This window comes from Kitasatospora sp. NPDC023118 (assembly GCF_055560875.1).
Genome location: NZ_JBVHHW010000007.1, coordinates 233,386 through 258,714, shown reverse-complemented (window position 1 = coordinate 258,714; position 25,329 = coordinate 233,386). Strand labels below are relative to the sequence as shown.

General features: G+C 71.8%; 26 protein-coding genes. 13 read left to right on the top strand and 13 right to left on the bottom strand.

Features of this window, described 5'->3' with window-relative positions:
• Positions 1-161 precede the first annotated feature (161 nt).
• Positions 162-326, top strand: a complete 165-nt coding sequence (locus ACZ3UD_RS11990) for a hypothetical protein (protein WP_465585434.1) — start codon at positions 162-164, stop codon at positions 324-326.
• Positions 327-342: 16 nt separating this feature from the next.
• On the top strand, positions 343-1,692 hold the full coding sequence (lysA, locus tag ACZ3UD_RS11985; RefSeq protein WP_465585432.1) for a diaminopimelate decarboxylase: 1,350 nt from the start codon (positions 343-345) through the stop codon (positions 1,690-1,692).
• A 59-nt stretch (positions 1,693-1,751) separates the two neighbouring features.
• On the opposite strand, the gene ACZ3UD_RS11980 is transcribed toward lysA, so the two are convergent.
• Genes ACZ3UD_RS11980 through ACZ3UD_RS11965 form a run of 4 tightly spaced genes read right to left on the bottom strand, consistent with a single transcriptional unit; the run spans position 1,752 to position 3,865 of the window.
• Positions 1,752-2,105 carry a VOC family protein gene (locus tag ACZ3UD_RS11980; RefSeq protein WP_465585431.1) on the bottom strand — a complete coding sequence of 118 codons (354 nt, stop codon included), beginning with the start codon at positions 2,103-2,105 and terminating at the stop codon, positions 1,752-1,754.
• A 24-nt stretch (positions 2,106-2,129) separates the two neighbouring features.
• Positions 2,130-2,708, bottom strand: a complete 579-nt coding sequence (locus ACZ3UD_RS11975) for a P-loop nucleotide/nucleoside kinase family protein (protein ID WP_465585430.1) — start codon at positions 2,706-2,708, stop codon at positions 2,130-2,132.
• A 57-nt stretch (positions 2,709-2,765) separates the two neighbouring features.
• A complete protein-coding gene (locus ACZ3UD_RS11970; protein ID WP_465585428.1) occupies positions 2,766-2,975 on the bottom strand; it encodes a DUF397 domain-containing protein in 210 nt (69 codons plus the stop codon).
• A gap of 32 nt (positions 2,976-3,007) precedes the next feature.
• Positions 3,008-3,865: a helix-turn-helix domain-containing protein gene (locus ACZ3UD_RS11965; RefSeq protein WP_465585427.1), complete on the bottom strand. Its 858-nt coding sequence runs from the start codon at positions 3,863-3,865 to the stop codon at positions 3,008-3,010.
• Between the two features lie 237 nt (positions 3,866-4,102).
• Here ACZ3UD_RS11965 and ACZ3UD_RS11960 point away from each other — a divergent pair, with 237 nt between their 5' ends.
• Genes ACZ3UD_RS11960 through ACZ3UD_RS11950 form a run of 3 tightly spaced genes read left to right on the top strand, consistent with a single transcriptional unit; the run spans position 4,103 to position 4,982 of the window.
• Complete coding sequence (locus ACZ3UD_RS11960) at positions 4,103-4,510, top strand: ATP-binding protein (RefSeq protein WP_465585426.1); 408 nt, start codon at positions 4,103-4,105, stop codon at positions 4,508-4,510.
• Positions 4,507-4,788 carry a hypothetical protein gene (locus ACZ3UD_RS11955; protein WP_465585424.1) on the top strand — a complete coding sequence of 94 codons (282 nt, stop codon included), beginning with the start codon at positions 4,507-4,509 and terminating at the stop codon, positions 4,786-4,788. Before ACZ3UD_RS11960 ends, ACZ3UD_RS11955 begins: the two co-directional genes overlap by 4 nt.
• A complete protein-coding gene (locus tag ACZ3UD_RS11950) occupies positions 4,785-4,982 on the top strand; it encodes a hypothetical protein (RefSeq protein ID WP_465585422.1) in 198 nt (65 codons plus the stop codon). Before ACZ3UD_RS11955 ends, ACZ3UD_RS11950 begins: the two co-directional genes overlap by 4 nt.
• A 131-nt stretch (positions 4,983-5,113) precedes the next feature.
• On the opposite strand, the gene ACZ3UD_RS11945 is transcribed toward ACZ3UD_RS11950, so the two are convergent.
• Positions 5,114-5,467, bottom strand: a complete 354-nt coding sequence (locus ACZ3UD_RS11945) for a VOC family protein (protein ID WP_465585421.1) — start codon at positions 5,465-5,467, stop codon at positions 5,114-5,116.
• Between the two features lie 294 nt (positions 5,468-5,761).
• On the opposite strand from ACZ3UD_RS11945, the gene ACZ3UD_RS11940 reads away from it, so the two are divergent.
• From ACZ3UD_RS11940 to ACZ3UD_RS11920, 5 genes are read left to right on the top strand one after another with little or no spacing between them, the layout of a single operon-like run.
• Positions 5,762-7,105: an extracellular solute-binding protein gene (locus tag ACZ3UD_RS11940; RefSeq protein WP_465585419.1), complete on the top strand. Its 1,344-nt coding sequence runs from the start codon at positions 5,762-5,764 to the stop codon at positions 7,103-7,105.
• Positions 7,102-8,025, top strand: coding sequence for a carbohydrate ABC transporter permease (locus ACZ3UD_RS11935; RefSeq protein ID WP_465585417.1), 924 nt, complete (start codon positions 7,102-7,104; stop codon positions 8,023-8,025). The genes ACZ3UD_RS11940 and ACZ3UD_RS11935 overlap by 4 nt, the downstream gene beginning before the upstream one ends.
• Positions 8,022-8,849: a carbohydrate ABC transporter permease gene (locus ACZ3UD_RS11930; protein WP_465585415.1), complete on the top strand. Its 828-nt coding sequence runs from the start codon at positions 8,022-8,024 to the stop codon at positions 8,847-8,849. Before ACZ3UD_RS11935 ends, ACZ3UD_RS11930 begins: the two co-directional genes overlap by 4 nt.
• Before the next feature lie 2 nt (positions 8,850-8,851).
• Positions 8,852-10,576 carry a glycoside hydrolase family 36 protein gene (locus ACZ3UD_RS11925; RefSeq protein WP_465585413.1) on the top strand — a complete coding sequence of 575 codons (1,725 nt, stop codon included), beginning with the start codon at positions 8,852-8,854 and terminating at the stop codon, positions 10,574-10,576.
• Positions 10,577-10,605: 29 nt separating this feature from the next.
• Positions 10,606-11,727 (top strand): LacI family DNA-binding transcriptional regulator, encoded by a 1,122-nt coding sequence (locus tag ACZ3UD_RS11920; RefSeq protein ID WP_465585412.1) that lies wholly within the window; start codon positions 10,606-10,608, stop codon positions 11,725-11,727.
• A 130-nt stretch (positions 11,728-11,857) separates the two neighbouring features.
• Here ACZ3UD_RS11920 and ACZ3UD_RS11915 read toward each other — a convergent pair whose 3' ends face one another.
• Positions 11,858-13,369 (bottom strand): S53 family peptidase, encoded by a 1,512-nt coding sequence (locus ACZ3UD_RS11915; RefSeq protein WP_465585410.1) that lies wholly within the window; start codon positions 13,367-13,369, stop codon positions 11,858-11,860.
• 307 nt (positions 13,370-13,676) lie between these two features.
• Here ACZ3UD_RS11915 and ACZ3UD_RS11910 point away from each other — a divergent pair, with 307 nt between their 5' ends.
• Positions 13,677-13,943, top strand: a complete 267-nt coding sequence (locus ACZ3UD_RS11910) for a hypothetical protein (RefSeq protein WP_465585409.1) — start codon at positions 13,677-13,679, stop codon at positions 13,941-13,943.
• Between the two features lie 127 nt (positions 13,944-14,070).
• On the opposite strand, the gene qhpG is transcribed toward ACZ3UD_RS11910, so the two are convergent.
• The 5 genes from qhpG to ACZ3UD_RS11885 all read right to left on the bottom strand — a co-directional run bounded on the left by qhpG (position 14,071) and on the right by ACZ3UD_RS11885 (position 20,812).
• Positions 14,071-15,516, bottom strand: a complete 1,446-nt coding sequence (qhpG, locus tag ACZ3UD_RS11905) for a flavin-dependent monooxygenase QhpG (RefSeq protein ID WP_465585408.1) — start codon at positions 15,514-15,516, stop codon at positions 14,071-14,073.
• A gap of 100 nt (positions 15,517-15,616) precedes the next feature.
• Positions 15,617-17,005: a radical SAM protein gene (locus tag ACZ3UD_RS11900; RefSeq protein ID WP_465585406.1), complete on the bottom strand. Its 1,389-nt coding sequence runs from the start codon at positions 17,003-17,005 to the stop codon at positions 15,617-15,619.
• Positions 17,006-17,037: 32 nt separating this feature from the next.
• On the bottom strand, positions 17,038-17,889 hold the full coding sequence (locus ACZ3UD_RS11895; RefSeq protein WP_465585405.1) for a LodA/GoxA family CTQ-dependent oxidase: 852 nt from the start codon (positions 17,887-17,889) through the stop codon (positions 17,038-17,040).
• Positions 17,886-19,295: a hypothetical protein gene (locus ACZ3UD_RS11890; RefSeq protein WP_465585404.1), complete on the bottom strand. Its 1,410-nt coding sequence runs from the start codon at positions 19,293-19,295 to the stop codon at positions 17,886-17,888. The genes ACZ3UD_RS11895 and ACZ3UD_RS11890 overlap by 4 nt, the downstream gene beginning before the upstream one ends.
• Before the next feature lie 41 nt (positions 19,296-19,336).
• Entirely contained in the window at positions 19,337-20,812 is a 1,476-nt protein-coding gene (locus tag ACZ3UD_RS11885; protein WP_465585402.1) for a ferritin-like domain-containing protein, read from the bottom strand.
• 318 nt (positions 20,813-21,130) lie between these two features.
• Between ACZ3UD_RS11885 and ACZ3UD_RS11880 the strand changes: the two genes are divergently transcribed.
• Positions 21,131-22,162: an alcohol dehydrogenase gene (locus ACZ3UD_RS11880; RefSeq protein ID WP_465585401.1), complete on the top strand. Its 1,032-nt coding sequence runs from the start codon at positions 21,131-21,133 to the stop codon at positions 22,160-22,162.
• Between the two features lie 106 nt (positions 22,163-22,268).
• Here the strand turns inward: ACZ3UD_RS11880 and ACZ3UD_RS11875 are convergent, their stop codons facing one another.
• Positions 22,269-23,429 carry a PP2C family protein-serine/threonine phosphatase gene (locus ACZ3UD_RS11875; RefSeq protein WP_465585400.1) on the bottom strand — a complete coding sequence of 387 codons (1,161 nt, stop codon included), beginning with the start codon at positions 23,427-23,429 and terminating at the stop codon, positions 22,269-22,271.
• A gap of 298 nt (positions 23,430-23,727) precedes the next feature.
• Between ACZ3UD_RS11875 and ACZ3UD_RS11870 the strand changes: the two genes are divergently transcribed.
• Positions 23,728-24,318: a hypothetical protein gene (locus ACZ3UD_RS11870; protein WP_465585398.1), complete on the top strand. Its 591-nt coding sequence runs from the start codon at positions 23,728-23,730 to the stop codon at positions 24,316-24,318.
• Positions 24,319-24,373: 55 nt separating this feature from the next.
• On the opposite strand, the gene ACZ3UD_RS11865 is transcribed toward ACZ3UD_RS11870, so the two are convergent.
• Positions 24,374-25,282: a cyclase family protein gene (locus ACZ3UD_RS11865; protein ID WP_465585396.1), complete on the bottom strand. Its 909-nt coding sequence runs from the start codon at positions 25,280-25,282 to the stop codon at positions 24,374-24,376.
• Between the last annotated feature and the right edge of the window lie 47 nt (positions 25,283-25,329).

Sequence of the window (25,329 nt, the reverse complement as noted above, 5' to 3'; positions counted from 1 at the left end):
CTGAATGGCTCGAACGTCCGTTCAGGGGTGGTGTCAGGAGGGCGTCAAGGTCGGCGGCCGGGGCGTACGGCCTGCGTCAAGGGCAAGGCCGGTCGGTGTGCGGAGGGTTTCCACTGGAGGGGTCCGGGCCATGCGGCCCACCGTCCGAAGGGACCCTCGCCATGAACGACTCCGCCCTCGCCGTCGAGCCGCCGCTACGCCGGGTGGTCCGGCTGCTCGACCGCCCGGCCGCTCCCGAGCCGCCGGTACGGCCTTCGGAGCCCGCGCCCGCCCACGACCGTAGCCGCCCGGCGCACTGCCGCATCGCGATGCAGTTCGAAGACTGACCCGAGGAGAGCCACCATGACCCAGCTCACCGCCGCCGTACCCGTTCCCGCCGCCGCCTCCGCTGTCGCGCTCGGCGGCCCCTGGCCGGCCTCGGCGCGGCCCGGCCCGGGCGGCGAGGTGCTGGTCGGCGGGGTCGGGCTGGCCGAGGCCGCCGAGCGGTTCGGCACCCCGCTGTACGTCCTGGACGAGGGCGAGGTGCGGAGCCGCGCGCGGGCCTACCGCCGGGCGCTGCCGCACGCCGAGGTGCTGTACGCGGCCAAGGCCTTCCTGTGCAGTGCGATGGCCGACTGGGTCGCGGAGGAGGGGCTGGGCCTGGACGTCTGTTCGTCGGGCGAACTGTGGCTGGCCGTCTCGGCCGGCTTCCCGGCGCAGCGGATCCTGCTGCACGGCAACGCCAAGTCCCCGGAGGAGCTGCGGTTGGCGCGGCGGCTGCGGGTCGGGCGGATCGTCATCGACGGCCCGGCCGAGATTGCTCGGCTGGCCGCGCTGGTGGCCGCCGACACCCCGCAGAAGGTGCTGGTCCGGGTCGTCCCCGGGATCGCCGCCGGGCACCACGCGGCGGTGCAGACGGGGGTCGGTGGGCAGAAGTTCGGCTTCTCCGTCGAGGGCGGCGACGCGGCCGACGCGATCGCCCGGGTGCTCGACCAGCCCGGGCTGGAACTTTCCGGGCTGCACTGCCACTTGGGCTCGCAGATCACCTCGATCGAACCGTACCTCCAGACGGTGGACGCACTGGTCCGGTTGCTCGCCGAGGTGCGCGAGCGGCACGACGTGGAACTGCCCGAACTGGACCTCGGCGGCGGCCACGGCATCCGCTACCTGCCCGGGGACGCGGAGTTGGACCTCGCCGAATTCGCGGTGCGGGTGACCGACCGGCTGGCAGTGCGCTGCGCCGAGGCGGACTTGGAGGTGCCGCGCCTGCTGGTCGAGCCCGGCCGCGCGATCGCAGGACCGGCCGCCGTGGCGGTCTACCGGGTGCTGTCCGTCAAGCACACCGCCGACGGCTGCTGCTTCGCGGCGGTGGACGGCGGGATGAGCGACAACCCGCGCCCGGCGCTGTACGGATCGCCCTACAGCGTACGGTTGGTGGGCCGCCGCTCGGACGCGGGCGGGGCCCGGGTGGACGTGGTCGGCCGCCACTGCGAGGCCGGCGACGTCCTGGTGCGTGACGCGGTCCTGCCCGCCGACCTGCGCCCGGGGGACTTGCTGGCCGTCCCGGCGGCCGGCGCGTACCAGCTGTCGATGGCGTCCGGCTACAACCTGGTCGGCCGCCCGGCGGTGGCCGCGGTGAAGGACGGCCGGGCCCGCCTGCTGATCCGGCGGGAGACGGTCGAGGACTTCCGTCTGCGCGAAGTCGGCCGCTGAGGGCGGAACGAAGGCTGCGCGAGAAGTGGTCTCGGCCGACTTCTCGCGCAAGGTCGCGATCAGACGGGCTGCCAGAGCTCGATGCGGTTGCCCTCGGGGTCGATGACCCAGCCGAACCGGCCGACGCCCTCTATGTCCTGGGTCTCCTCGGCGACGTCCGCTCCCTTGGCGCGCAGTTGGGCGAGCATCGCATCCAGGTCGCGGACCCGGAAGTTGAGCATGGTCTGCTGGGTGCGGGACCCGAGGTAGTCGGTGTCGGCGTCGAAGGTCGCGAACACCGTCGGCCCGGATTGCTGCCGCCACAGGCCGTACTCGTCGGCGTCCAGCCCCAGGCAGTCGCGGTACCACGCGCTCAGGGCCGTCGGGTCAGCGGCCCGCAGGAAGTACCCACCGATTCCCAGCACACGTTCCATGCGGCCATCCTGCCAGGACGGCGGTCAGCCGGTCCGGCGCCGCACCACCGCCGCGTTCGCTCCGATCCAGTCGATGACCGCCTCCATGTCGACCGGCCGGGTGGTGTCGACGCGGAGGGTCGGGCCGACCCGGAGCGGTGCGGCCTTCCGGCGCCACTGCTCCCAGTCGTCGGCCGTCAGCAGGTCGCCGTGGATCGGATGACGTGGATGGCGCGCTTCGAAGCGACGCCGGGCGGTCTCCAGTGGGACGTCGCACCAGACTTCCACGGTGATGGGGTTGTCGGCGCGGTTCAGGCCTTGCACGACGAAGTCGCGAAACTGGGTCGGCCAGCAGGATTCGAGGACGGCACCAGCGGGCGCGTCTGCCAGGAGCGCCCACATCGTCTCGCTCGACGCGGCGCCGAGTGAGGCGTTCCAGCGTCCTTGCGGTGCGTCGGAGCGTTCGGTGCCCAGCACATCGGCGTGGGCTTCCTTGATGACGTCCTTGCTGAACAGCGGCAGCCCGAGGCGGCGGGCCAGGGCGCGGGCCAGGGTCGTCTTCCCCGCGCCGGGAAGCCCGTTGACCAGGACGGCGACAGGTCTCGTCGTGGCATCGGTGAGCACGGGCGTTCCCTCCTGTGCGCGAGAAGTCGGCCGGGCCGACTTCTCGCGCAGGTGCGTTCAGGCGGTGGGGATGTCCCCGGTCTTGACGGCGGTGACGAACGCCGCCCATGCGTCGGCGGGGAAGACGAGTGCCGGTCCGTTGGGGTTCTTGGAGTCCCGGACGGCCATGCCTCCAGCGGTGATACGCCCAGTCTCCACACACTCATTAGCCTGTGCGCTGTAGCTGCTCTTGTACCAACCCCGAGTGGAGATCTCCGGCACGATCATGGGTTCACCCTCTTATGTTGTGGCGCTTGCATTCAGGTCTCTGCCGCGATTGCTGTGATCATATCCAGCGACTGTCCGGGGTTCAGCGCCGATGACCGCAGGTACTCGAAGACGAGACCGTAGCCATCGAGCTCTGCCTCTTGTTCCAAATAGTGGCTGCTCGTCAGTGTCTCAAGGAACACGGCCCCTGGAGTGGGGGAGTCTGTGAGCCCGTACATCACGAATGCTCCGCAGGCTCCGGCTGTCGCACCTATGTTGAGCGGCACCACCTGCAGGGTGACGTTGGGGAGCTGTGCGGCTTCGGCCAGGTAACTGAGCTGTGCCTGGTGAACATCAGTTCCGCCCACTGGGCACCTGAGAGCGGGTTCCCAGATGATTGCCCAGAAGCGCGCCGGGTCCGGCTTGGTCAAGGTCGTCTTCCGATCCATTCGAATCTTGACCAGCGGGTCGATCCTCTCCGGGCGGACGGCGGCAGGGTTCGCCTCCAGAAGCGCCCGGGCGTAACCCTCGATCTGCAAGAGGCCTGGGATGACCAGGGGTTGCCACATCCGGATGTACCGCGCTTCGCCCTCCAGATCGAGGACATCGGCGTAGGTGGGAGGGATCGTGTCGCCGTAGTCACGCCACCATCCGCGCTTCTTGCTGTCGCGGGCCAGCATCTCGAGAGCGTTTCTGTCTCGTGGCTCGGTCACCCCGTAGAGGTCGAGCAGGACACCGAGGTCAAGCCGTCGGATACCCACCGATCCGGTCTCTATCCGGCTGATCTTCGCGCGGGAGCACTGAAGAGCATTCGCAGCGTCCTCGGCGGTCTTTGTTGCTGCTTCCCGAAGCCGACGAAGCTCCGAGCCCAGCCGACGGCCGCGCACTGTCGGCCTTGGTCCGTCGTTCATGCCCGATCCTCTCTTGCCCTCTCCAATCTGCATTGTGACGGATCGTCGGGGAAGGGCGCAGCGTTCTGCAAATTGCAGACTTCATGTTGCGATCTAGATCGGCACCAGTGCATGCTACTTGGCGTAGTGCACTGCACCACACAGCGTGATCCTGCGGCTCATCGCTCGGGCATCCCTTTGCCTCCCGCCGCCCTTCGGATCGCGATCTTTCCCACCACACGCGGAGGAGGCCCTGCCATGCCCGGAACGTTGGAGAAGTACTCCTGCTGGCTGCCCCGGCACCACAAGTCCGTCCCCGTCGCCAGAGGGCTGCTCCGCGACTTCGTCGCCGGCCGTCCTGCCGGTGAACCGTTGCTCGACACCGGCGAGTTGGTGCTCAGCGAGTTCGTCACCAACGCCGTCGTCCACGCCAAGACCCCGCCCGGACGGCTCATCTACCTCCGGTTCGAACTCCACCCCGGCGCGCTCCGCATCGAGGTGCACGACGCCGACCCGAACCGGCCGGTCGCGCATCCCGCCGCCGCCCACGAGGAGGCCGGGCGAGGCCTCTGGCTCGTCTCCCAGCTCGCCGCCGGCTGGGGCTGCCACCCCCGTGAGGGCGGAATCGGCAAGGCGATGTGGGCCCTGATCGGAGGCGTGCAGTGAGCGTCGAACTCCCCTTCCCCGTCTCCGTCGAGATCAAGGACGTCACCAAGGCCGCCACCTTCGCCAAGCTCTCCGACGCCCTCCACGCCATCCGCACCAGCCTCGCCCGTCTTCCCCTGGACGACGACCAGGCCGGCTACCTCGCCGACTACTTCTCTCAGGCCTCCGCCGCCCGAATCGCCCACCAGCTGGTCGAGTTCGGCGCCGTACGGGCGATCGCGTTCATCGGGATCGAAACCGCCCACCCGATCTACCTGCGCTCGGAGGTTCCCGAGTGACCCGACGACTCACCTGGGCCCGGTTGGAGACCTGGTGGTGCCTCAGCGGCCAGTTCTCCCGCTCGATCCGCGCCATCAGCCCCCGCCGCCAGGCCGCCCACGTCGAGTCGCAGCTCTGGGCAGCCGTCCCGGGCAACGCCGAAGAGCTGCTGCGCACAGTGCTCCAGCGGGCCGCCGAACACCCGCTCACGTGAACCGGTAACCCGGTTGCTTCGCTGAAATCAACAGCCTCCTGAGCACCCTCCCCCGCGAAGTCCCGTTGACGCTGTGTGGGAGGTCGGCCCTGCCGACTTCCCGCGCAAGGCTGTTACGGGCGGACCCGTAGTCAGACGGGCTGCCAGAGCTCGATGCGGTTGCCCTCGGGGTCGATGACCCAGCCGAACCGGCCGACGCCCTCCATGTCCTGGGTCTCCTCGGCGACGTCCGCCCCTTTGGCACGCAGTTGCGCGAGCATCGCGTCCAGGTCGCGGACCCGGAAGTTGAGCATGGTCTGCTGGGCGCGGGACCCGAAGTAGTCGGTCTCGGACCCGAACGTCGCGAACACCGTCGGCCCGGTTCCCTGACGCCACAGGCCGTATTCATCGGCGTCCAGCCCCAGGCAGTCGCGGTACCACGTGCTCAGGGCCGTCGGGTCGACGGCCCGCAGGAAGTACCCACCGATTCCCAGCACGCGTTCCATGCGGTCATCCTGCCAGGGCGGCGCCCGGACGGGCCGGCGCCGCACCATCGCCGGCCTCGGGTCCGGTCCCTCGGCCGTCCGGGTGTCGAGCAGGGCTGGTAACGGATCGGTTTCGGAGCTCGCTCGCCACGCGCGCAGGGGTTGACGGCGTGTGGCGGGCGGGCGTTTGCTGGCTTCCGCTCGTGCGAACCTGTTGGGGTCTGGCTTATTTTGTGTGTTTGAACGTTCAAAGCGCGCCCCGCGAGCCCCGTTTCTCCCCCTTGCCTCCTGCGCCGCCCCACAGAGAGGGATGCAATGTCACACCTTTCCCGTCGAGACCTGCTCCGCACCTCCGGGGCCGGCCTGCTGGCCCTGGCCGCCGGTGGCACCCTGGCGGCCTGCGGCGGCTCCGGCTCGGGTGGCGGCTCGGGCGGGGACGCCGACACCGGCACCGTCACCGTCTGGTCCTGGGCCACGGCCGCCGCCGCCCTGCGTGGAGTCGTCCCGGCCTTCGAGAAGGACAACCCCGGCATCAAGGTCGACGTGCAGGACATCGGCAACCCGGCCATCTGGGACAAGATCACCGTCGGTCTGGCGGCCGGGGGCCAGGGCCTCGGCGACGTCCTGCACATCGGCTGCGACTACCTGCCCGGCTACCTGGAGAAGTTCCCCGGCGGCCTCGCCGACCTCTCCGCCTACGGCGCCGACGCGCACAAGGACAAGTTCGCCAAGGGCCTGTGGCCCGTCGTCACCGGCAAGGACGGCCACGTCTACGCGCTGCCCTGGGAGGTCAACCCGCTCGGCTTCTTCTACCGCAAGGACTACTTCGACAAGGCGGGCGTCGACCCCACCGCCCTCGCCACCTGGGACGACCTGATCGCCGTCGCCGACCGCTTCAAGGCCGCCAACCCGGGCATCTCCCTCATCGGCATCAGCAAGGCCGCCAACCCGGCCCCCGACCTGGACTTCCTGCAGTCCCTCATGCAGCTCCAGGGCGCGTTCTACTTCGACCTCCAGGGCAGGATCACCCTCGCTTCCGAGCCGGGCGTCCGCGCCCTCGCCACCGTCAAGCGTTTGGAGGACGCCGGACTGATCGCCGACGTCCCCGGCGACCAGGGCTGGGCCACCGCGATGAAGGCGGGCAAGCTCGCCGTCGCCCCGACGCCCGCCTGGGCCGCGCACTACCTGGAGTCCAAGTTCGCCGACCAGAGCGGCAACTGGCGCCTCGCCAAGCCCCCGGCCGTCACCCCGGGCGGCAAGCGCACCGCCCTGGTCAACTCCACCCACCTGGCCGTCTCCGCCGCCAGCCCGCGCCGCCGCGCCGCCTGGAAGTTCGTCGAGTACGCGCTCACCCGCCCCGACTCCGTCAACAGCATGTTCGAGGCAGGCGGCGTCTTCCCCGCGCTCACCGCGGCGTACACCGGCCCGATGTACGCCGCGCCCCACCCGTACTTCGGCGGCCAGCCCGTCCTGAAGACCTTCGCCGACCTGGCCCTCGACGGCGGCGACCCGACCAACTACTCCGGCGACTACGCCCGCGCCCTCAAGCTCGCCGGCGACGCCCAGACCAAGGTCTTCCTCAAGGGCGGCGACCCCGCCGCCGTCCTCCAGGGCGCCGCCAAGCAGCTCGCCCAGCAGACCGGACGCGGCATCGCATGACCGCCGCCGTCCAGCCCGTCGTACTCGCCGAGAAGGCCGCACGGACCCGCCGCCGTCCCCGGTGGCGCCGCGCCGCCCTGCCGTACCTGCTGCTCGCCCCGGCCCTGGTCACCTTCGGCGTGTTCAAGGCCTACCCGATCGTCGACTCGCTGCTGCTCTCCTTCACCACCGGCTCCGGCACCGCCACCCGCGCCGCCGGACTCGCCAACTACCGCCGCCTGCTGGACGATCCGCTGTTCTGGACGGCCCTGCGCAACACCGGCGAGATCCTCGTCGTGCAGGTCCCGCTGATGCTCGGCCTGGCCCTGCTGATGGCCGTCGGCATCAACTCCGCCCTGGTGCGCTGGCGCGCCGTGTGGCGACTCGGCGTCTTCATGCCCGCCGTCACCGGCCTGGTCGCCGCCGGCGTGATGTTCGCCTTCCTGCTCAGGACCGACGACGGCGCGGTCAACTGGCTGCTCGACGCGGTCGGCCTGCCCACCGTCGACTGGCTCGGCCAGCCGTTCTGGGCCCGGATGTCGGTCGTCCTGGTGCTCACCTGGCACTACACCGGCTACAACGCCGTCATCTACCTGGCCGGTCTGCAGTCCATCCCCCGGGAGCTGTACGAGGCCGCGATGGTCGACGGCGCCGGACCGATCCGCCGCTTCACCGCCGTCACCGTCCCCGCGTTGCGTCCGGTGCTGCTGTTCACCGTCGTGCTGTCCACCATCGGCACGCTCCAACTCTTCGACGAGCCGTACGTGTTGACCGGCGGCGGCCCGGACAACGCCACCCTGACCGTGTCCATGTACCTGTACCAGAACGGCTTCCGGTACTTCGACTTCGGCTACGCCTCCGCCATCGCCTACGCGCTCACCCTGCTGGTGTCGGTGCTCGGCGCGGTCCAGATGCGCCTGATGGGGGACAAGGACAGATGAACCTCAAGAAGCTGCGCGGCTGGCCGCTGACCTTCCTCCTCGCCGCCGTCACCGGCCTGTCCGTCGGCCCGTTCTACTGGCTGGTGATCGCCACCACCCGGAAGGACACCGACATCTTCGACTGGCCACCCGCACTGCTGCCCGGGGGCCACCTCGGCGACAACCTGGACCGGCTCCAGCACCGGATCGGGCTGCTCCGGGTGATCGGAAACTCGTTGCTGGTGGCCGGAGTCCAGACGGCCGGCGCGCTGGTCGTCGCGCTGCTCGCCGGCTACGCCTTCGCCAAGTTCCGCTTCCGCGGCCGCACCCTGCTCTTCGCGCTGCTGCTCTCCACCCTCGTGGTGCCCGAACAGGTCATGCTGGTACCGCTGTTCAAGATGATGATGAGCTTCGGGTTGCTCGACTCCTACCAGGCGATCATCCTGCCCGGCCTGTGCGTGCCCTTCGCGATCTTCCTGATGCGCCAGTCGCTGAGCGGCCTGCCGGACGAACTGCTCGACGCCGCCCGGGTCGACGGCGCCGGCGAGTTCCGGGTGCTGTGGAGCGTCGTCGTCCCGGTCATGCGGCCGGTCCTGGCGGCTCTCTCGATCTTCCTGTTCCTGGGCTCCTGGAACCAGTTCGCCTGGCCGCTGATCGCCCTGCGCAGCCCCGACATGCACACCCTGCCGGTGGCCCTCGCGACCCTGTACGGCAACAAGAGCACCACCGACTACGGCGCGATCCTCTCCGGCACCGCGCTGTCCACCCTGCCGATGATGGTCCTCTTCCTGGTCCTCCAGCGGCAGTTCATCTCCGGCCTGCTGGCCGGCGCCACGAAAGGCTGAGCATGTCCGAGACCGTGAGCGACATCTGGGAACCGCACGCCCCCATCCTCGCCGACGGCCTGCGCCCGCTGTACGCGGAGGGTCTGGACCTGAAGGCGAGCGGCGCGGCCGCCGTCCGTGCGGTCGCCGACGGAGTGGTCGAGGTGAGCGCCGAGAGCCCGGGGGACGTGCGGATCGAGTGGCGGGTCCCCTGCGTGGACGCCACCGCCTTCTGGACCCCCGAGCCGCGCGGCACCGGCTGGCTGCCCGCCGCGTGGAGCGCCCCGCGCCGTACCGGCCTCGCGGCCGGCGCGCCGATCGCCGCGCTGGTCGGCACCGGGGACGTCGCGCTGTGCGCCTTCGCCGCCGAGCGCCCCGACGTGCTGGCCGGGGCCGGAGTGGTCGAGGAGACCGGCGAGTTCCGGTTCTGGGCCCAGGCCGAGGGCCGGCTCACCGTACGGATCGACACCTCGGGGCGGCACTTCGCCCGCTGCCTGGCCGACCTCGCCGCCTGGTGGGGGAGCGGCCGCACCGCCGACATCCCCGAGGCCGCCCGCCGCCCCGCCTACTCCACCTGGTACTCGATGCACCAGGACATCACGCCCGAGGGCGTCGAGACCCAGGCCGCGCTCGGCAAACAGCTCGGCCTGGACGTGATCATCGTGGACGACGGCTGGATGACCGCCGACCGCACCCGCGGCTACGCCCACTGCGGTGACTGGGAGCCGGTCTCACTGCCCGACACCGCCGCCCACGTCCGCCGGGTGCACGAGCTCGGCGTGCGCTACCTGCTCTGGTACGCGCTGCCGTTCATCGGCAAGGACAGCGCCGCCTACCGGAAGATCGGACACCACGCCCTCGCCGACGCCGCGCACCTGGGCGCGATCGTCGCCGACCCGCGCTATCCCGAGGTCCGCGACTTCCTCACCGACCGGCTCGCCCGCGCCGTCGAGGAGTGGGGCATGGACGGCCTCAAGGTCGACTTCGTCGACTCGTTCGTCCGCGCCGAGCCCCCCGCCGCCGGCCCGGAGGCGGACTGCACGGGAGTGGACGAGGGCGTGGAACGGTTGCTCGCCGCCATCCGCGGCCGGATCACCGCCGCCGATCCCGAGGCGATGGTCGAGCACCGCCAGCCGTACGTCAGCCCGGGCCTGTGGCCCTACGTCACCATGGTCCGCGCCACCGACTGCCCACTCGGCCCGCAGGAGAACCGGCAGCGGACCGTCGACCTGCGGCTCGCCGCCGGACCCGTCCCGGTCCACTCCGACATGCTGATGTGGCATCCGGCCGAGCCGCCGGAGCAGATCGCCTGCCACCTGATCAACGTGCTGTTCTCGGTGCCGCAGGTTTCCGTCGACCTTGCCGCGCAGAGCACCGCCCAGCGGGAGACGATCGCCTTCTGGCTGGGCGTCTTCCGCGCGCACCTCGACACCCTGCAACTCGGCGAGCTGCGCCCGGCCCGTCCGGACCTCGGGTACCCGATGGTCACCGCCCTCGGCGCCGGGACCGTCGTGGTGGCCCGCTACGCGGCCCTGCCGGTGGACGCCTCGGGTACGGACTGGCGCACCCTCATGGTGGCCAACGCCGACGCCGACCCGGACGTCCGGCTGACCGGCGGCCGCGGGACGGCCGCGGTCACCGTGCAGGACGCCCGGGGGCGTATCGTCCGGCAGGGCGAGGTCGAGCTCGACCGGGCGCAGGGGATCCCCGTACCCCGCGGCGGGCTGCTGACGCTGCGCCGCCCCTGACCACCCCGATCACCGGCCTGGAGGACGGCATGCCCGAGGGACCACGCCGACCGCGGCGCGGCGCCACCACCATCGAGGAGGTCGCCCGCGCGGCAGGGGTGTCCCGGCAGACCGTCTCCAACGCGCTCAACGCCCCGCACCGGGTCCGCCCGGCGACGCTGGCGCGGGTGACCGCAGCGATCCGCGGACTCGGCTACCAGCCCGACCAGTCGGCCCGCTCGCTGCGCAGCGGCGCCCGGCGCACCATCGGCTACCTCGCCCCGGTGGACGACCCCTTCGACCCCAACCCGCTGATGGCCGGCTTCCTGGAGGCCCTGGTCGACGCGGCCGGGGCCCAGGGGCAGCGGGTGCTGCTGTTCCGGCCCGTCCCGCCCACGGCGGATCCGTCGGCCGCCGTCGACGAACTGGTGGCGGCCCGCCAGGTCGACGGGCTGGTTCTGGCGGACGTGGTCCGCGAGGACGCCCGGGTCGGGCACGTCGCCCGGCTCGGCGTCCCGTTCGTCACCTTCGGCCGGACGGGGCCCGGTGAGCCGCAGCACTGGGTGGACGTCGCCAACGACGCCGCGATGGCCGCCGTGGTGCGCCACCTCGCCGCGCTCGGCCACCGGAGGATCGGCTACCTCGGGGCTTCCGAGGAACTGCCCTGGATGGCGGCGCGGCGGGCGGGCTTCCTCGCCGAGTCCCGCCGACTGGGGCTGGCTGCCGCAACGGCTCACATCCCGCGGACGGCGGCGCGTCCGGAGGCGTCGGCGCCCTCGGGGACCGCGGCGGTACGGGCGCTGCTGCGCGGGCCCGACCGGCCGACCGCCGTCGTGGCGGGCAGCGACCTGCTGGCGCTGGACGTGTACGAGGCGGTGCGGGCGGAGGGGCTGACGGTCGGGCCGGGCGGGGTCGCGGTCACCGGTTTCCACGACACGCCGCTCTGTCGTCATCTCCATCCGGCGCTGACCTCGGTCCGGCTGCCGCTGCAGGCGATCGCCGTCTCGCTGGTCGGGCGGCTGCTCGACCAGGTGCGCGGGCAGCCGGCGCCGACGGCGGGGGTGGAGTTGGCCGGCGAGCTGGTGGTGCGGGGGAGTTCGGGCCGACCGGCCGCCGTGCCCCGGCGCGCGGGCCCGCGCGAGTCCATCGACACCGACCCCGACACCGCGTGAGAGGCCGGGCCGGCCGACTTCTCCCGCACGACTTCGCCCCGTCGGGCAACGGCTCGACGGGGCGAAGTGGTCAGGACCCGTCACCCACCGCGGTTCGGTGCGGCCGGGCCCCTCGTGCTGCCGACCGGACTCACCCGGTGTGGGCGGCGCTCACCAGGTCGGGCAGCAGGTTCGCCGCGTTGGGCGTGCCGAGGCCGGTGATCGGGTCCCAGCCGGTGGTGGCGGGGTAGCCAGGCACCGTCGGGTCGGCGGTGTTGTTGCCGAGGGTGACGTCGTTGAAGTCGGCCGCGTACTTCGCCGGGTCGGTGCTCAGCTTGTACAGGGCCGGGTTGATCTGGCCGAGGCCGCCGCCGTTGATCTGGTCCGCGATCGAGACCAGGCCGGCCCACTGCGGGCAGGACAGCGAGGTGCCGCCGATGTCGTACCAGCCCGTGCTGCACGGCGTGCCACCGCAGTTGAGGCCGGAGGAGCCGTCCGGCGGCAGCGACAGGTAGACCAGCGCGCCGGTGCTGGAGGCGGCCTGGAGGGACACGTCCGGCACGCCGCGCTTGGCGCCGATCGGGGTGGAGCCGGCGGGCAGCGCCGACTGGTAGGCGGGCTTGTCGAAGACCTGGCTGAACCCGCCGCCCGCGTTGGTCCAACCGACCTCGGCTGCACCGGGGTTGGCCTGGCACTTGCCCGGATTGTCGGTGCTGTCGACGGTCCGGCCGCCGGTCGCGTTGGGGTCGGTGCACAGGTACGTGCCGCCGACGCCGGTCACCAGCGGGTCGGAGGCCGGCCACTCGACCGACGGGTACGGGAGGGTGGTGCCGCCCGACTTCACCGGGGTCTTCTCCGAGCCGGCCGTGCCGTTGTCGCCGGAGGAGCCGAGCACCGTGACGCCGTTCAGGGCCGCCGACTTGAAGGCGTGCCGCAGGGGCTCGATCGACTGGGGGCTGCCGAACGCCCCCTCGGCGGAGGCGAAGGACTGCGAGATGACGTTCGCCAAGTGGTGGTCGACGACGTACTGTTCGGCGTTCATCAGGGCGGGGAAGCCCTGGACGCCGAGCGTCTCCGCGGTGGGCGTGGAGACCAGCAGGATGTTGGCACCCGGGGCCATCGCGTGCGCGGTCTCGACGTCGAGCGCGACCTCGAGCGCCCAGGCGGCCTTGCTCTCCTGGCCGGTGCCCTGGCTGGTGGACGGCGGCGCGGTGGTGCCCGGCGAACCCTGGACGTGCAGTTCGCTGAAGGTCGGCATGCCCGGCTGACAGGTCACGCCCTCCTCGCCGCACATCGCGTTGACGCCGAACGCCTGGTCGAAGACGTGCAGGTCATGCGCCATGGTGTCGCTGCCGTACGAGTCGAAGATGGCGATCGTCTGGCCCCGACCGTCATAGCCGTTGGCGTACAGCGGACCGAGGTTGTAGGCGGCCCGGACAGCCTGCGGGCTGAAGCAGCGGCGGCCCGCACTCGCGCACTGCGTCTGGGTGGGGGGAGTGGCGCCGGTCGACACCTGGGCGTAGTCGGCCACCGTGGGATGGGCTACCGGGTAGCCGGTGGCCACGACGCTGCCGACCGTCGGGACGGCGAGCGCGCCGGAGGCCGCGAGGGCCAGGCTGCTCACCCCCGCCAGGAGCATGCGGCGTATCGTTGCTGCCTTCAAGTAGTCCTCCATGAGGGTTGGTTGGGGGACGTCGGCGGGTGACCCGGGTCGGATCGAACGGCCCGGGTACGTGGGGGTGTCCGGGACGGAAGGTCACGGACGGGCGCGAGTGTAGGCGTGTGAGTGGCCCGCCCTCAATGGCTTGTCGGAAATCAGATCGGCATCCGTCGGGTCGGCAGCGGCTGAGGGGCAGGGGGTCGACCCCACCCGGAACCGGGTGGTCAGCCGGATCACCCGGGACGGGGGTCCGCGGAAGTGCCGGGTCGTGCACAGATCGCCCGTATCCCGGGCATGGCATCCTGGCGACATGACCCACGACATGGTGCCGCCGCTTCTCGCGGTCGCAATGGTTCTTCTTGCCGTCAGGGTGGCCCGGCAGTGGCGGAACGGCCAGTCCTTACCGCTGCTGCCGCGATCGATCCCCGCCTGGACGGTCACCTTGGCCCTCATCGCTCTGGTGATGGTCTCAGGAGCGCTGGCCGGCCAACCCTGGGCGGCGTCGGTCGTCCCCGCCGTCGCGCTCGGCGGCCTCGCGGGCGTCATCGTGGATCTCCGCCGCCGTTCGCGCCGCTGACGCCGCCCCAGTCCGTCGGCCACGGCGTCATGGCGCCACGACCTCGCGTGGCGTCGGGTCTCCCGTGACCCTCGATCAGGCGCACGTGAAGGTGATCGGGCGTCACCACGATGGGAGGCGCCTCCGGTCACGGCTGGAGCAGCAGCAGATCTCGTTCGTACAGCCAGGCGGCGACGGCCAGGGCCTGCTCGGCCGGCAGGGTGCGGCTCCAGGCCCGCAGGGCCTCGGCGAGTGTGTGTTCGCCGCGCAGGGCTTCCGCCAGTGGGGCCAGTGCGTGCCCACCGAGGTAGGCCACCGGCCGGGGCAGCGCGGGGTGGGTGAGCGCGGGTCGGAGCGCCACCTGGTCGCCCACCACGCAGGGGGTGCCCGTCAGCCGAACGGCCGGTGCCAGTCGGACCCGCCGGTGCATCAGCGCGGCCAGGTTCGTGCGGGGCGCGGGTGCGGCGGCCGGCCCGGGGGCGGGGAGCGGCCGGGCGCGCCGACGCCAGAAGGTGTTGCCCCGGTGCGGGAGGTGTTCGGCGTAGTGGCCGCCGGCCCAGCGTGCGTGCTGTTCGACCGAGGCGAGTTGGCTGTCGCGGTAGTAGGCCAGCGCGGCCTTCCGGTCGCCGCCCGGGTCGAGCAGGGTGTGCACGGTGACCGCCCCGGCCATGGCGGTCTGCAGGGCCTTGTCCACTCCGGAGGAGGAGAGCGGGTCGAGGGCGAAGGCCGCCTCGCCCAGGCTGATGCGGTCCTCGCCAACGGGGTCGGGATTGTGGTAACCGGTGGCGTCGCAGACCGCCACCGCGCTCGCGGGCCGCTCTCCCGCGAGTCCGCGCAGCAGCTCGGAACCGCCCAGCAGGCTTCGCAGGAAGCCGGCGAGGGAGGAGCGGCGGACGCCGGACCGGTGCAGCTGTTCCGGGTCGGTGAAGGCCATGGCCCGGTAGGACCCGTTCGGCAGGGGCGTGCCCCACAGCCAGCCGTGCGGCCCGGCCTCCAGGCAGGTCGGCGGGCTTTGCCGGGTCTCGACGTGCCAGGCCGCGTACAGCGCGACGGTCCGCGGGCCGGTGCGCGTCACGCGCCCGCCGAGGATCCGTGCCCGCCCGGTGGCATCGACCAGGAACCGGGCGCGCAGGAGCCGGGACCCGTCGGGCGTCGTGACGGGCACCTCCAATCCCTCGGCGCGGCGGTCGGGCCGGTGGGCGCGGGCAGGCTGAAGCACCGTGACGCCGACGGATCGGGCGGCGTCCAGCAGGAGTTGGTCGAATCGCCCGCGGCAGACCGTGAGTCCGCACGTACCGGCCGGCAGGCGAATCCGACGCACCTGCTCGTCCGCCCAGCGCACGCTCGACCAGGTGGGGGTGAGGAAGCCCGCGCCGCGTACGGCGGGCAGCAGCCCGAGGCTGTCCAGCAGCGGCCAGACGGCCGGCGTCAGTGCCTCGCCGATGTGCGGGCGCGGGAACGGATGCCGCTCCACGAGCAGTACCCGGTGGCCCAGTTCGCCCAGCCGTCGGGCGCACAGGGCCCCCGCCGGTCCGGCACCGAGGACGCAGATCTCGGTGTCGATCCGGGAGGCGGGCGCCGCCCTGACGCTCATGCGCCCACCTCTCCCCCAGCCTCCGGCCGGGGGTACCCCCACCACTCGGCAGGCGCTTCGCGCAACGCGCACCTGCTGATCGTGAGCTCGCTTCGCTCGCTCACGCCGGTGTCCCGGTGGCCGGCCCGGGGCGGAACCAGTCGGGCTTCCGGGCGAGCAGGCGGTGGTACGCGCCCAGGGCGTAGTGCAGCCAGCCGCGGATGTACTGACAGGCGGGGCGGCCGCGGTCGATCACCTCGTGGTGGCAGCCGCCGCCGCACAGGTAGCGCGCCCAGCACGAGCGGCACGGTTCCTGGCGGTGCACGTGCCGCTCGCTCAGCCAGGCCAGTTGGCGATCGCGGTCCACGCCCCGGTCGAGGCTGCCCATCGCGCCCCGGGCATCGCCCACGAAGCGGTGGCAGGCGGCGAGCTCGCCCTCCGCCGAGACGCCCAGGTACCCGGCGCCGGCGCCGCAGGGGTACGGACGGTGGGTGCCCCGGTGGAGTTCACGCAGTGCGTTGACCAGGTTGGCGAACGGGTAGCGGCGGCCGGCGACCACCTGCCGCTCGAACTCCTCACCGCATTCCACCATCTGATTGAGCATCACTTCGAGATCGGCGGGCGTCAGTTCGCCCCGCCCGGTCGGGGAGTTCAGCAGTGGCGAGAAGCCGACGCTGTGGAAGCCGAGTTGGACGAAGGAGTCCAGGGTGTCCCGCAGGGCGAGGTTGTGCGGAGTCACCGTCACCCGGGCGGAGACCTGCATCCGGCGCTGCGCCGCCAGCAGCGGGGCCACATTGGCGATCACCTTCCGGAAGCTGCCCTGTCCGCCCCGGTACGGGCGCAGCGAGTCGTGCACCTGCTGGGTGCCGTCCAGGCTCACCGTCACCGCGAAGCCGTGCCGCTCGAAGAAGTCGGCGTCCGCGGCCGTCACCGTGGTGCCGTTGGTGGTGATCGAGAAGGTCGCCGGCACGTCGCGCTCCGCCGCGAGCCGCGCCGCATGCTCGGTGGCGGCGTGCACGACGGGCCGGTTGAGCAGCGGCTCGCCGCCGAGGAAGGAGAGGTTCACCCGCTCGCCCGGTGCGGCGGCGCGGAAGAGCAGATCGACCGCGGCGAGCGCGGTCTCGACCGGCATGCTGGTGGGTGTCTTGCCGAAGCTGCCCTGCTGGGCGTAGCAGTAGGTGCAGCCGAGGTTGCACTTCTGCGCCACCGAGAGCGACAGCGCGCGCACCGGTGGCTCGACGGGCGGTTGGTCGTCGATCAACTGTGGTGCGTCCAGCCCTAGTTCGGACATCAGCCGGGAGAGCTCGGGGCCGTCCCCGGCGTGCCGGGCGCGGTCGAGGGCCCGGTAGCTGTCCGCGTCGAGGTCGAACAGGCGGCTGCCGTTGACCACCAGGGCGTGCCGGCCGACCTCGGTACGCAGCAGGTGGAGGTCGGGGCTGGCCGGGGTGGACAGCTCGAACAGCTCGCGGGCGGGTCCGCAGGTCGCGGATCCGGTGGGGGAAGGATTCATCGGATGGGCCTCGCCAGAGATGGACCGGATGGTCAGCGGTGGTCCGGGTAGTCCCGGCCACCGACGATGAACCGCAGGTGCTGCTGCCACTCCCGGAAGAGGTCGTCGTACGTCAGGAGGCGGGTGTCCCGGCCGTTGTCGAGCACGTACTCCCTGGGCTCGCGGTGCACCGAGAGCCAGTGGTTGCCGATGCTGACGCCCTGCTCGTCCACGTCCACGTTGACGTAGTCGGGCCGGCTGGCCGCCCAGTAGTAGCAGGCGCACTCGCGGTAGTCGTTCTGCCAGGGCGAGCAGAGGCTGCGGGTGAGGTCGCCGGGCTGCGCCAGCTGCTCGTCGATCACCGCCAGCCGGTCCTGCGCCGCCTCGCTGATGGCGAACAACGGGCGGACGACCAGGTCGACCGAGCGCAGCTTGGCCGGGTCGTCCGGGATGCCGACCGGGTTGTCGCTCGGCTGCATGGTGAACTCGCAGGTCACCGCCCGACCGGCATGGTCGTCCAGGACCTTGGCGAGGGAGTTGGACCATTCCAGCATCGTCACACCGTCGGGGTTGGCGGCCGAGGTGAGAGGGCCGGACGCCCCCCGGGGCAACTGCGGGCCGACCAGGCTGCCGACCACCGGTTCACCGGCCACCCTGAGCAGCCGGCAGCCTTCGAGGACCTGGTGGTCCGGGTCGGCCCGGACCACCAGGTTGTCCGCCTCGTGCAGTTCGACGCCTTCGAGGATCCGGCGCCAGATGTTGCGGAAGTCGAATTCGAGGCCGGGGAAGGCGTTGGAGATGGCCGCGGCCGCCAGGGTGCTGGGCGGATTGCCGGGCGCCCGGTAGTGCAGCTGTGCCGAGAGGTTCGTCGGCTGGATCGAGGTGATCGGTTGGGGCTCTGTCATCCCTGCTCCTCGGGGGCGGCGGCCGAAGTGGCGGCGCTGGCGGGCCCGTTGTCGGTGAAGATCGCCAGCTGGGCGACCTTGCGGATGAGGTCGACCTGGCGGCGGGTCAGCGCGAGGGAGCGACCGTCCGCGCCGCGCATCAGGGCCGGCATCTTGCGCCGTCCTTTGTCGGACAGGTCGCCGACGTCGTCGAAGTCGCGCAGCACGTCGGCGAACCACGGCGCGGTGCCGCTGCGCAGACCGGTGAGCACCTGCTGGTGCAGGTTCAGCAGCGCGGTGCGGTCGACCAGCGACGGAGCCATGATCGGCTCGTACAGGCGGCCGGTGTCGTTGGTGTCCTGGGCGACCATGGTGGAGGCGCCACGGATCTGGCCGTTCACCGTGTTGCCGTTCAGGACGGCCGTGTTCATCAGCCGGACGGTGTCGAAGGCGCGCCGGACCACCTCCTCGGCGGCCGCCAGGGAGACCTCGTCGGGGGTGACGGTGGGGCCGAACATGGCCTGCTCCAGTTCGTCCGCGACGGCGCGGACCGGGAAGCTGTCCGGAGCGTAGGCCGGCGGGCCGGCACCGATCCGGCCGTAGGCGCTCAACAGGGTGCCGTCGATGGTGAGTTCCGCCCTGACCAGGCCGTCGCACTCGTCGTCCAGATAGCCCTTGCTGACCCAGTTGCCGTCCTGGTCGGAAGACCCGGCGTAGATCTGGGAGGGGTTGGTCACCCGGGGACTGGCGGGGTCGTCGTGGTAGCCGAGCCAGCCGCCCCGGTTGGCGTCGTACAGGAAGGCCGTCACGTTCGGGTCGGGCTTCGGGTGCTCCTCCTTGCTGGAGCCGTAGACGCGGCCGGCGGCGGGGGTGAAGCGCAGCCTGATCCCGGGGAACTCAGGGGTGGGTCTGAGGTACCGGACGTGGCCGAGCGGAAGGTGCCGGTCCGCCCAGAAGTTCGGGCAGGTGCCGTTCAGCGGGTGCACCGCGTGGTCGTTGACGGGGCCGACCTGCGCGTCGATCCGGTCGTTCTCGTCGCCGGTCCGTCGGTGGATCTTGTGGTTGGCCACGTGCACCGTCCAGCGCACGTCCTCGGGGCCGAGCCCGTTCCGGGCCAGCAGGTCGAGGGTCAGCGGCTCCAGCACGTCCTCCCGGCCCGGCTCCGAGGTCAGCGCCCAGACCTCAAGGAACGGGGCCACCGGCCGGACGTCGCCGTTCTCGGTGAATCGCAGCTCGGGCGGGGCCTCGTACGACCTGATGGCCCCGCTGTCCGGATCCACCTCGAAGGTCGGGGCCGGTCGCAGCTGTCGGGGCGCCAGCGGGCGGTGCGGGTCCACCAGCGCCTCGTAGTTGTCCATCGGCCGGGCGGCCGCGCCCAGGCGGCCGATCGCCAGGGGCGGGAGAATCCGGAGTTCCTTGATGGCCACGCTCTCTCCTCGTAGGTGGTTGGTCGCTCCCCCGGGGTCGTTCAGCGCTCGGCCAGGACGCGGTCGACGAAGTCCCGCGCCTGGAGGTCGGTCTCGCGCAGCGCGCGCAGGTACGCCTCGCCCTCGGCCGTCGGCTTCGTCCGGAGCAGGGTGTCGACGGCGCGCAGCGAGGCCTCGGTGAGGTCGTGCTGGAGCAGCCAGCGGTTACGGTCGCCCGCCGGGAGGTCCAGCGTGTACGGCATCTCGAACGGCGGGCCGGCCAGTAGACCGGTGGACCCCTCGCGGTCGAGCGGGAGTTGGAGCAGCATCCCGGCGACGGCCCGGAGGTTGTACATCTCGCCGAAGGTGCGGTGGATCAGCGATCCGCGTGCGGTCAGGGCGGTGCCGTTGTCGAGCGGGCCGATCAGGCGGAAGGCGTGCGCGACGTCGGTCAGCAACATGCGGTAGCGCAGGTTGAACAGGTGGCCCCAGCGGGCGGCCTCGGGGTGGGTGATGGGGGTGACCTCGGGGCGCGGCTGGTCCGGAGCGAGGGCCAGCGCATGCGTCAGGGCCAGGGTCTCCTCGTTGAGCCGGTGGTCGGTGCGCGGGTTCTCGGCTACCGGCCGTGCGGCGGCGTCCTGGTCGGGAGGGTCGAGCCGCTCCAGTTCGCGGAAGATCGTCAGGAAGCGGAAGAAGTGGGAGAGTTCCCCCGGGCCCGCGCCGACTGCGCTGCCGGCCGCCGGGACAGGGGCCTGGAGCGGGGGGAACGCCTCGCCCTGCTCGCCGATGAGTTTCAGCGCGTTCAGGGCGGAGTCGCGCGAGGAGACGCCGATGATCAGCAGGTCGGGGGACTGGGTCTCGGGCACGTTGCCGGCGTCCCGACCGCGTTCACCGAGGGTGTAGCCGCGGCCCCACTCGTTCCAGGAGGCCTGATAGGGAAGGGTTTCGGCCTGGAAGGCGGCGTCCGGGATCCGGCCGCGGTCTCCCAGGATGTCGGCCAGCCGTTCGTAGAGGGCGCCCACGCGGTTCACCGGCACGCCCTGCTTGCCGGCGGCCAGCTGCCGGATCCGCTCGGCCTCCTCGCCGGTCCAGTTGGGCGGGCTCTCGGCGCAGATGTACCGGGCGAGGGTCTCCGGGGTGAGCCGCCGGAGCGTGAACGGGAACGGGTAGAAGTCCGTGCCCCACGGATAGTCCTCCCGGCTGAGGTGGACCGGGCCGCCGAGCGCGATCAGGAGGTTCTGTACGGTGAGCAGGTGGCCCATCTCCTCCTTGGCGATGCCGAGGACGATCTCCTGCCAGCGCCGCACGTCCGCGCGCAGGCGCTCGGGGACCTGTGGTCCGCCCAGCGAGTACGCGGCGAAGAGGTACTGCACCATCAGCGAGTGCTCGATCTCCGCAGCCACGTGCAGCAGTAGCACGGTGTAGTCGCGCCAGTTGAACTCCGGTGGCAGGACCGGCCGGCGTCCCGGCGCGGCCTTCACACCGACGGCCAGCTCAGGGAAGGCGGACTCCAGATGCCTGGTGATCCTCGTTCGCATGGGTTCCGTCCCAGGACTCGACGCAGCGGGGTGGCTCACCCACAGTCAGGGCGCAGCACCCGCAGTCACCGTCAGTGACATGCGAGAGAAGCTTCCCCTGCCGGGAAGCGGTAGTCCAGGCCATGACACCCGTACGGTCCAAGGCGTACACGCGCAGGGGCGAGTCGTTTTCGTGCGCCGGGACGCGCGGGTCTTCCGCGCTACCGGGGGTCGCGGCCGATGCCGCGCTCCGGGTCCGGGCTCGGCGAGCGTGTTCGGGCCGGAGCTGGTCTGCTGGTTCCGAGGGGTGGTCGTGCCGGTGCAGCGGGAGGAATCCGGATGAGTACCTATCGAGTGGCGCAGGTGGCCGACGTCGGCGGGTCGTTCGAGATCGTCGAGCGTGACGTGCCGCGGCCGGGCCCCGGTCATGTGCGGGTCGCCGTGGAGGCCTGCGGGATCTGCCACAGCGACGCCATGTTCGTGAACGCCGGGCTGCCGGGCGTCCGGTTTCCGCTGGTCCCCGGGCACGAGATCGCCGGGCGCATCGACGAGCTCGGCGAGGGGACACAGAGCGCCGGTTGGCAGGTGGGCGACCGGGTGGCGGTGGGCTGGTTCGGCGGCAGCTGCGGGCACTGCGCCGCCTGCCGGCAGGGCGACTTCGTCCTGTGCCTGAACCTGAAGGTCCCCGGCTGGGCGTACGACGGTGGTTACGCCGAGGCGGCGGTGGTGCCGGTCGACGCCCTGGCCCGGATCCCCGACGCGCTGGCGGCTGCCGATGCCGCGCCGATGGCCTGCGCCGGAGTGACCACGTACAACGGGCTGCGGACGAGCTCAGCACGGCCGGGCGACCTCGTCGCCGTACTCGGCATCGGCGGCCTCGGCCACCTGGGTGTGCAGTACGCGGCTGCCATGGGCTTCGAGACCGTGGCCATCGCCCGCGGCGCCGACAAGGCCGACTTCGCCAAGCAGCTCGGCGCGCACCACTACATCGACAGCACGGCCGGCACGCCCGTCTCGGACGCGCTGCAGTCCCTCGGCGGCGCCAGGGTCGTCCTGGCCACCGCCGCGAACTCCGCCGCCATCTCGGCGACCGTGGACGGGCTGTCCCACCGGGGTGAACTGGTGGTCATCGGCGCGGACAGCGAGCCGCTTCGGATCACCCCGGTCCAGCTGCTCATGCGCGCACGCACCGTTCGCGGCCACCCGTCCGGCAGCGCGCAGGACATCCAGGACACCATGGCGTTCAGTGCCCTGCAGGGCATCCGCCCGATGATCGAGACCGCGCCGCTCGGCCGGGCCGACGAGGCGTACCGGAGGATGCTCTCCGGTACCGCCCGCTTCCGCATGGTGCTCACCACCGGGACGCGATGACGGCGGGCGAAACGTACGAGGCCCTCGACACGGCGTTCGCCGTGCTCTTCGGCCGGAACTCAGCCGCGTACGGCCGCCGGCACCGACCTGCCGATTCGGCGTTGGATCACTCTCGCGGAGGGGCCGGGTTCCGACCGGCCTCGGCGGCGTGGGCGGCGGTGGGTTCGGCACGCCGGATGGCGATGACGGCGGCGTCGTCGTTGAGGCGGTGGCCGACGTGGGCGAGGAGGTCGCGGCGGATGTGGTTGACGAGTGCCTCGGGGGAGCACTTGGTCCAGTGGGCGGCGCGATCGGCGAGCGGGTAGAACTCGCCGGTGTTGTCGCGTGCCTCGGTGACCCCGTCGGTGTACAGCAGCAGGGTGTCGCCTCTTGCGAACGGGAAGTCGTCGCTCGGGTAGCTGCCGTCGCCGAGGTCGTTCACGCCGAGGGGCGGAGCGGCCGGCACGGAGTCGACGGGCAGCGCGCGGCCGTCGCGCAGCAGGAGGGGCGGCGGGTGCCCGCAGTTGGTCATGCGGGCGACGGGCTCGTCGTCGGGCAGGTCGAGGAGGATCGCGGTGATGAAGTGCTCGACGATGTCGCCGCTCTCCTGGGCGAAGTCGGTGAGGTAGCGCCCCACGTTGTGGTCGAGCGTGGACGCCAGGTCCGCCAGGCTGTCGTGCTGCGCGGCGATGAGGCGGAAGGCGCTGACCAGCAGGGCCGACTCGCCGACGGCGGCCAGGCCCTTGCCCCGGACGTCTCCGATGACCATGCGGGTGCCGCCCGCGGTGCGGGTGGCGGTGTAGAGGTCGCCGCCGATCTGTGTCTCCTTTTCGGCGGCGAGGTACATCGTGGCGATCTGAAGCGGCCCGATCTGTTCGGGCAGCGGGCGCAGCAGGGCGCGCTGGGCGGCTTCGGCGACTGACTGGGCGCGGGCGAGCTGTCTGGCGCGGTGCTCGCGGATGGCGGTGAACATGATGATCAGGACGCACAGGACGGTCAGCGCGACGATCTGCGCGATGTGGTTGCTGGTGGTGAGGCCGCCGTGGAGGAAGGCGATGAGGACCTGGGCGGCGACGGCCAGGGCTCCGACGAGGGCGGTCGGGCGCAGGCCGGCGAACGAGGGGGTGAGGGCAGGGGCGATCACCAGGAGCGGGCCGAGGTGGATGCTGGTGGGGGAGTGGAGATCGACCACGGTGATCGCCGCGATGAGGGCGAGCGGGATCAGCAGCAGCGCCCAGCTCCGTTGTCCGCGCTGCTGGTGGCGGGCCGCGCGTGCTCGGACTTCCATGTCCCCACTGTGCTCCTGGGCGTCGGCGAGCGCAGGTGGTTCGGGCGATGCGTGGTAACTGACTTACCGGCCGCATCCGCTCCGGTGTCGCCGCCCGCGCGGAATGGATCTCAACCTGGAAGAGGCCTCGTGAGGCGCGGATATTTCACGGGTATGCGATACCTGCCGCATTTTCACTTGGCTGGACTCATGGTGTCACACCTTGGACATGTCCGAAATGACAGTCCATAAGGGCTCTCGTTACGTTCATCGCGGGTCGGTCACCCGGCCGACGTCCGCGAGACAGAGAGACAGTGACATGCGCACGCGCATCTTGGCCGTGGCCGCTGCCGGAATAGGCGTGGCGGCCCTCGCAACCACCGGTATCACCTACGCCCTCGCCGGATCCACCTCGGCGTCCCCGTCCGTCCAGCAGGCGGCCCGGCCTGTCGAACAAGCCGCCCCGGCGCCCCCGTCCGTCCAGTCGGCGGCCCAGCCCGTCCAGCAAGCCGCCCCGGCCGCGGCTGTCTCGGGCGGCGGCGGCGAGAACGGCGGCAGCGAAAACGGGGAGAGGCGCGAGGGCCGCGACCGCCATGACGGCGGACGCGGCCACGGCCGTGAGGAAGCGGGAAGGATCTACTTCAACGAACGTACGTACTCCGCCGACGCCGAGGGATGCATCACCGCCGCCAGCGGACTGGGCTCCAGTAGCTTCAGTGTTTTCAACGACAGTCGGAAGGTCGTCGAGGTCTACCGCGGCTTCTCCTGTGACAACGGCTCTCCGGTCACCACCGTGGGCCCCTACGGCGCCACCAATGGCGTGGTGACCCGTACCGCCCACGGGAGCATGTTCGGTGGCGACGGCGCCGTGGGCAGCTTCCGGGTGATCGGCGACTACGACGAGTGGTGACAGCGCCGCCCGGAGCGCGGCCGGCCCCCGACCCCGCCGAGAAGACCGCGAGCGCTCAGAAGACCGCGAGCGGATTGACCGGGGAGCCGGTGCCGCGGGGGATGTTCAGGGGCGCGGCGACGAGGAGGAACTCCCACCTTGAGGTGCGCGCGCACGCCTCGGCCAGCGGTTCCAGGTCCAGGTTATCGATCAGCGACAGGCCCAGGGCGGTGATGGCCAGCACGTGGACCGGCGAGTGGACGCCGTCGACGGGGCTCGGGCGCACGTCGCTGTCGCCGTCGCTGCCCAGTGCCGAGGCCTGCGACTCACTCAGCACGCGCATCGCGCCGGGATGCAGTCCCGCGCTGAGGTCGTCCGGGTCCCACGCGCCCAGCCGCCGCCGTCGGGCGAGGTGGCCCGTGCGGACCAGGAGGATGTCCTGGGGGCGGAGCGGGCTGCCCTGTTCCTCGGCGCAGACCAGCAGCTCCGGGCCGCCGATCGCCTCTCCCGGCTCCAGCCAGGCCGTGCCGCGCAGGCGTGGCACGTCCAGCAGGACTCCTCGCCCCACCAGCCCGGGCAGCAGGTCGGTCACCGCGCCGTAGGCGGCACCTTGCGAGGAGAACACCTCCCGCGCCCGCACTCCCGCGAAGAGCAGTCCGCCGTACGCGATGTGGCAGAGCGCGTCCAGGTGCGTCTGCGCCTTGCCGTGGAAGTCGGAGGCGATGAAGTCCCGGTGCACGGTCGGCTCGGGGGCCGTGACGTCCGCCAGTTCGGTCATCTGGTGCAGTGCCGGCCTGCGGTTGTCGGGCCCCGGCACGCTGTCCCACGGCCGCCCCATGGCGACGACCTCACCCGTGCGTACGAGTCCGGCGGCCGCCACCCGTCGTATCGCTTCGACCGGCCCGGGGAGATGGTCGCGGCGCAGCTGCCGGAAGAGCGCGTCGAACTCCTCGCGGGTCATCGCCGGTCCGTTGGCACTGGTCATGGCACTCCTCACCCCGGCCCCCGCTCTGCCGATGATGCGGTGATGCT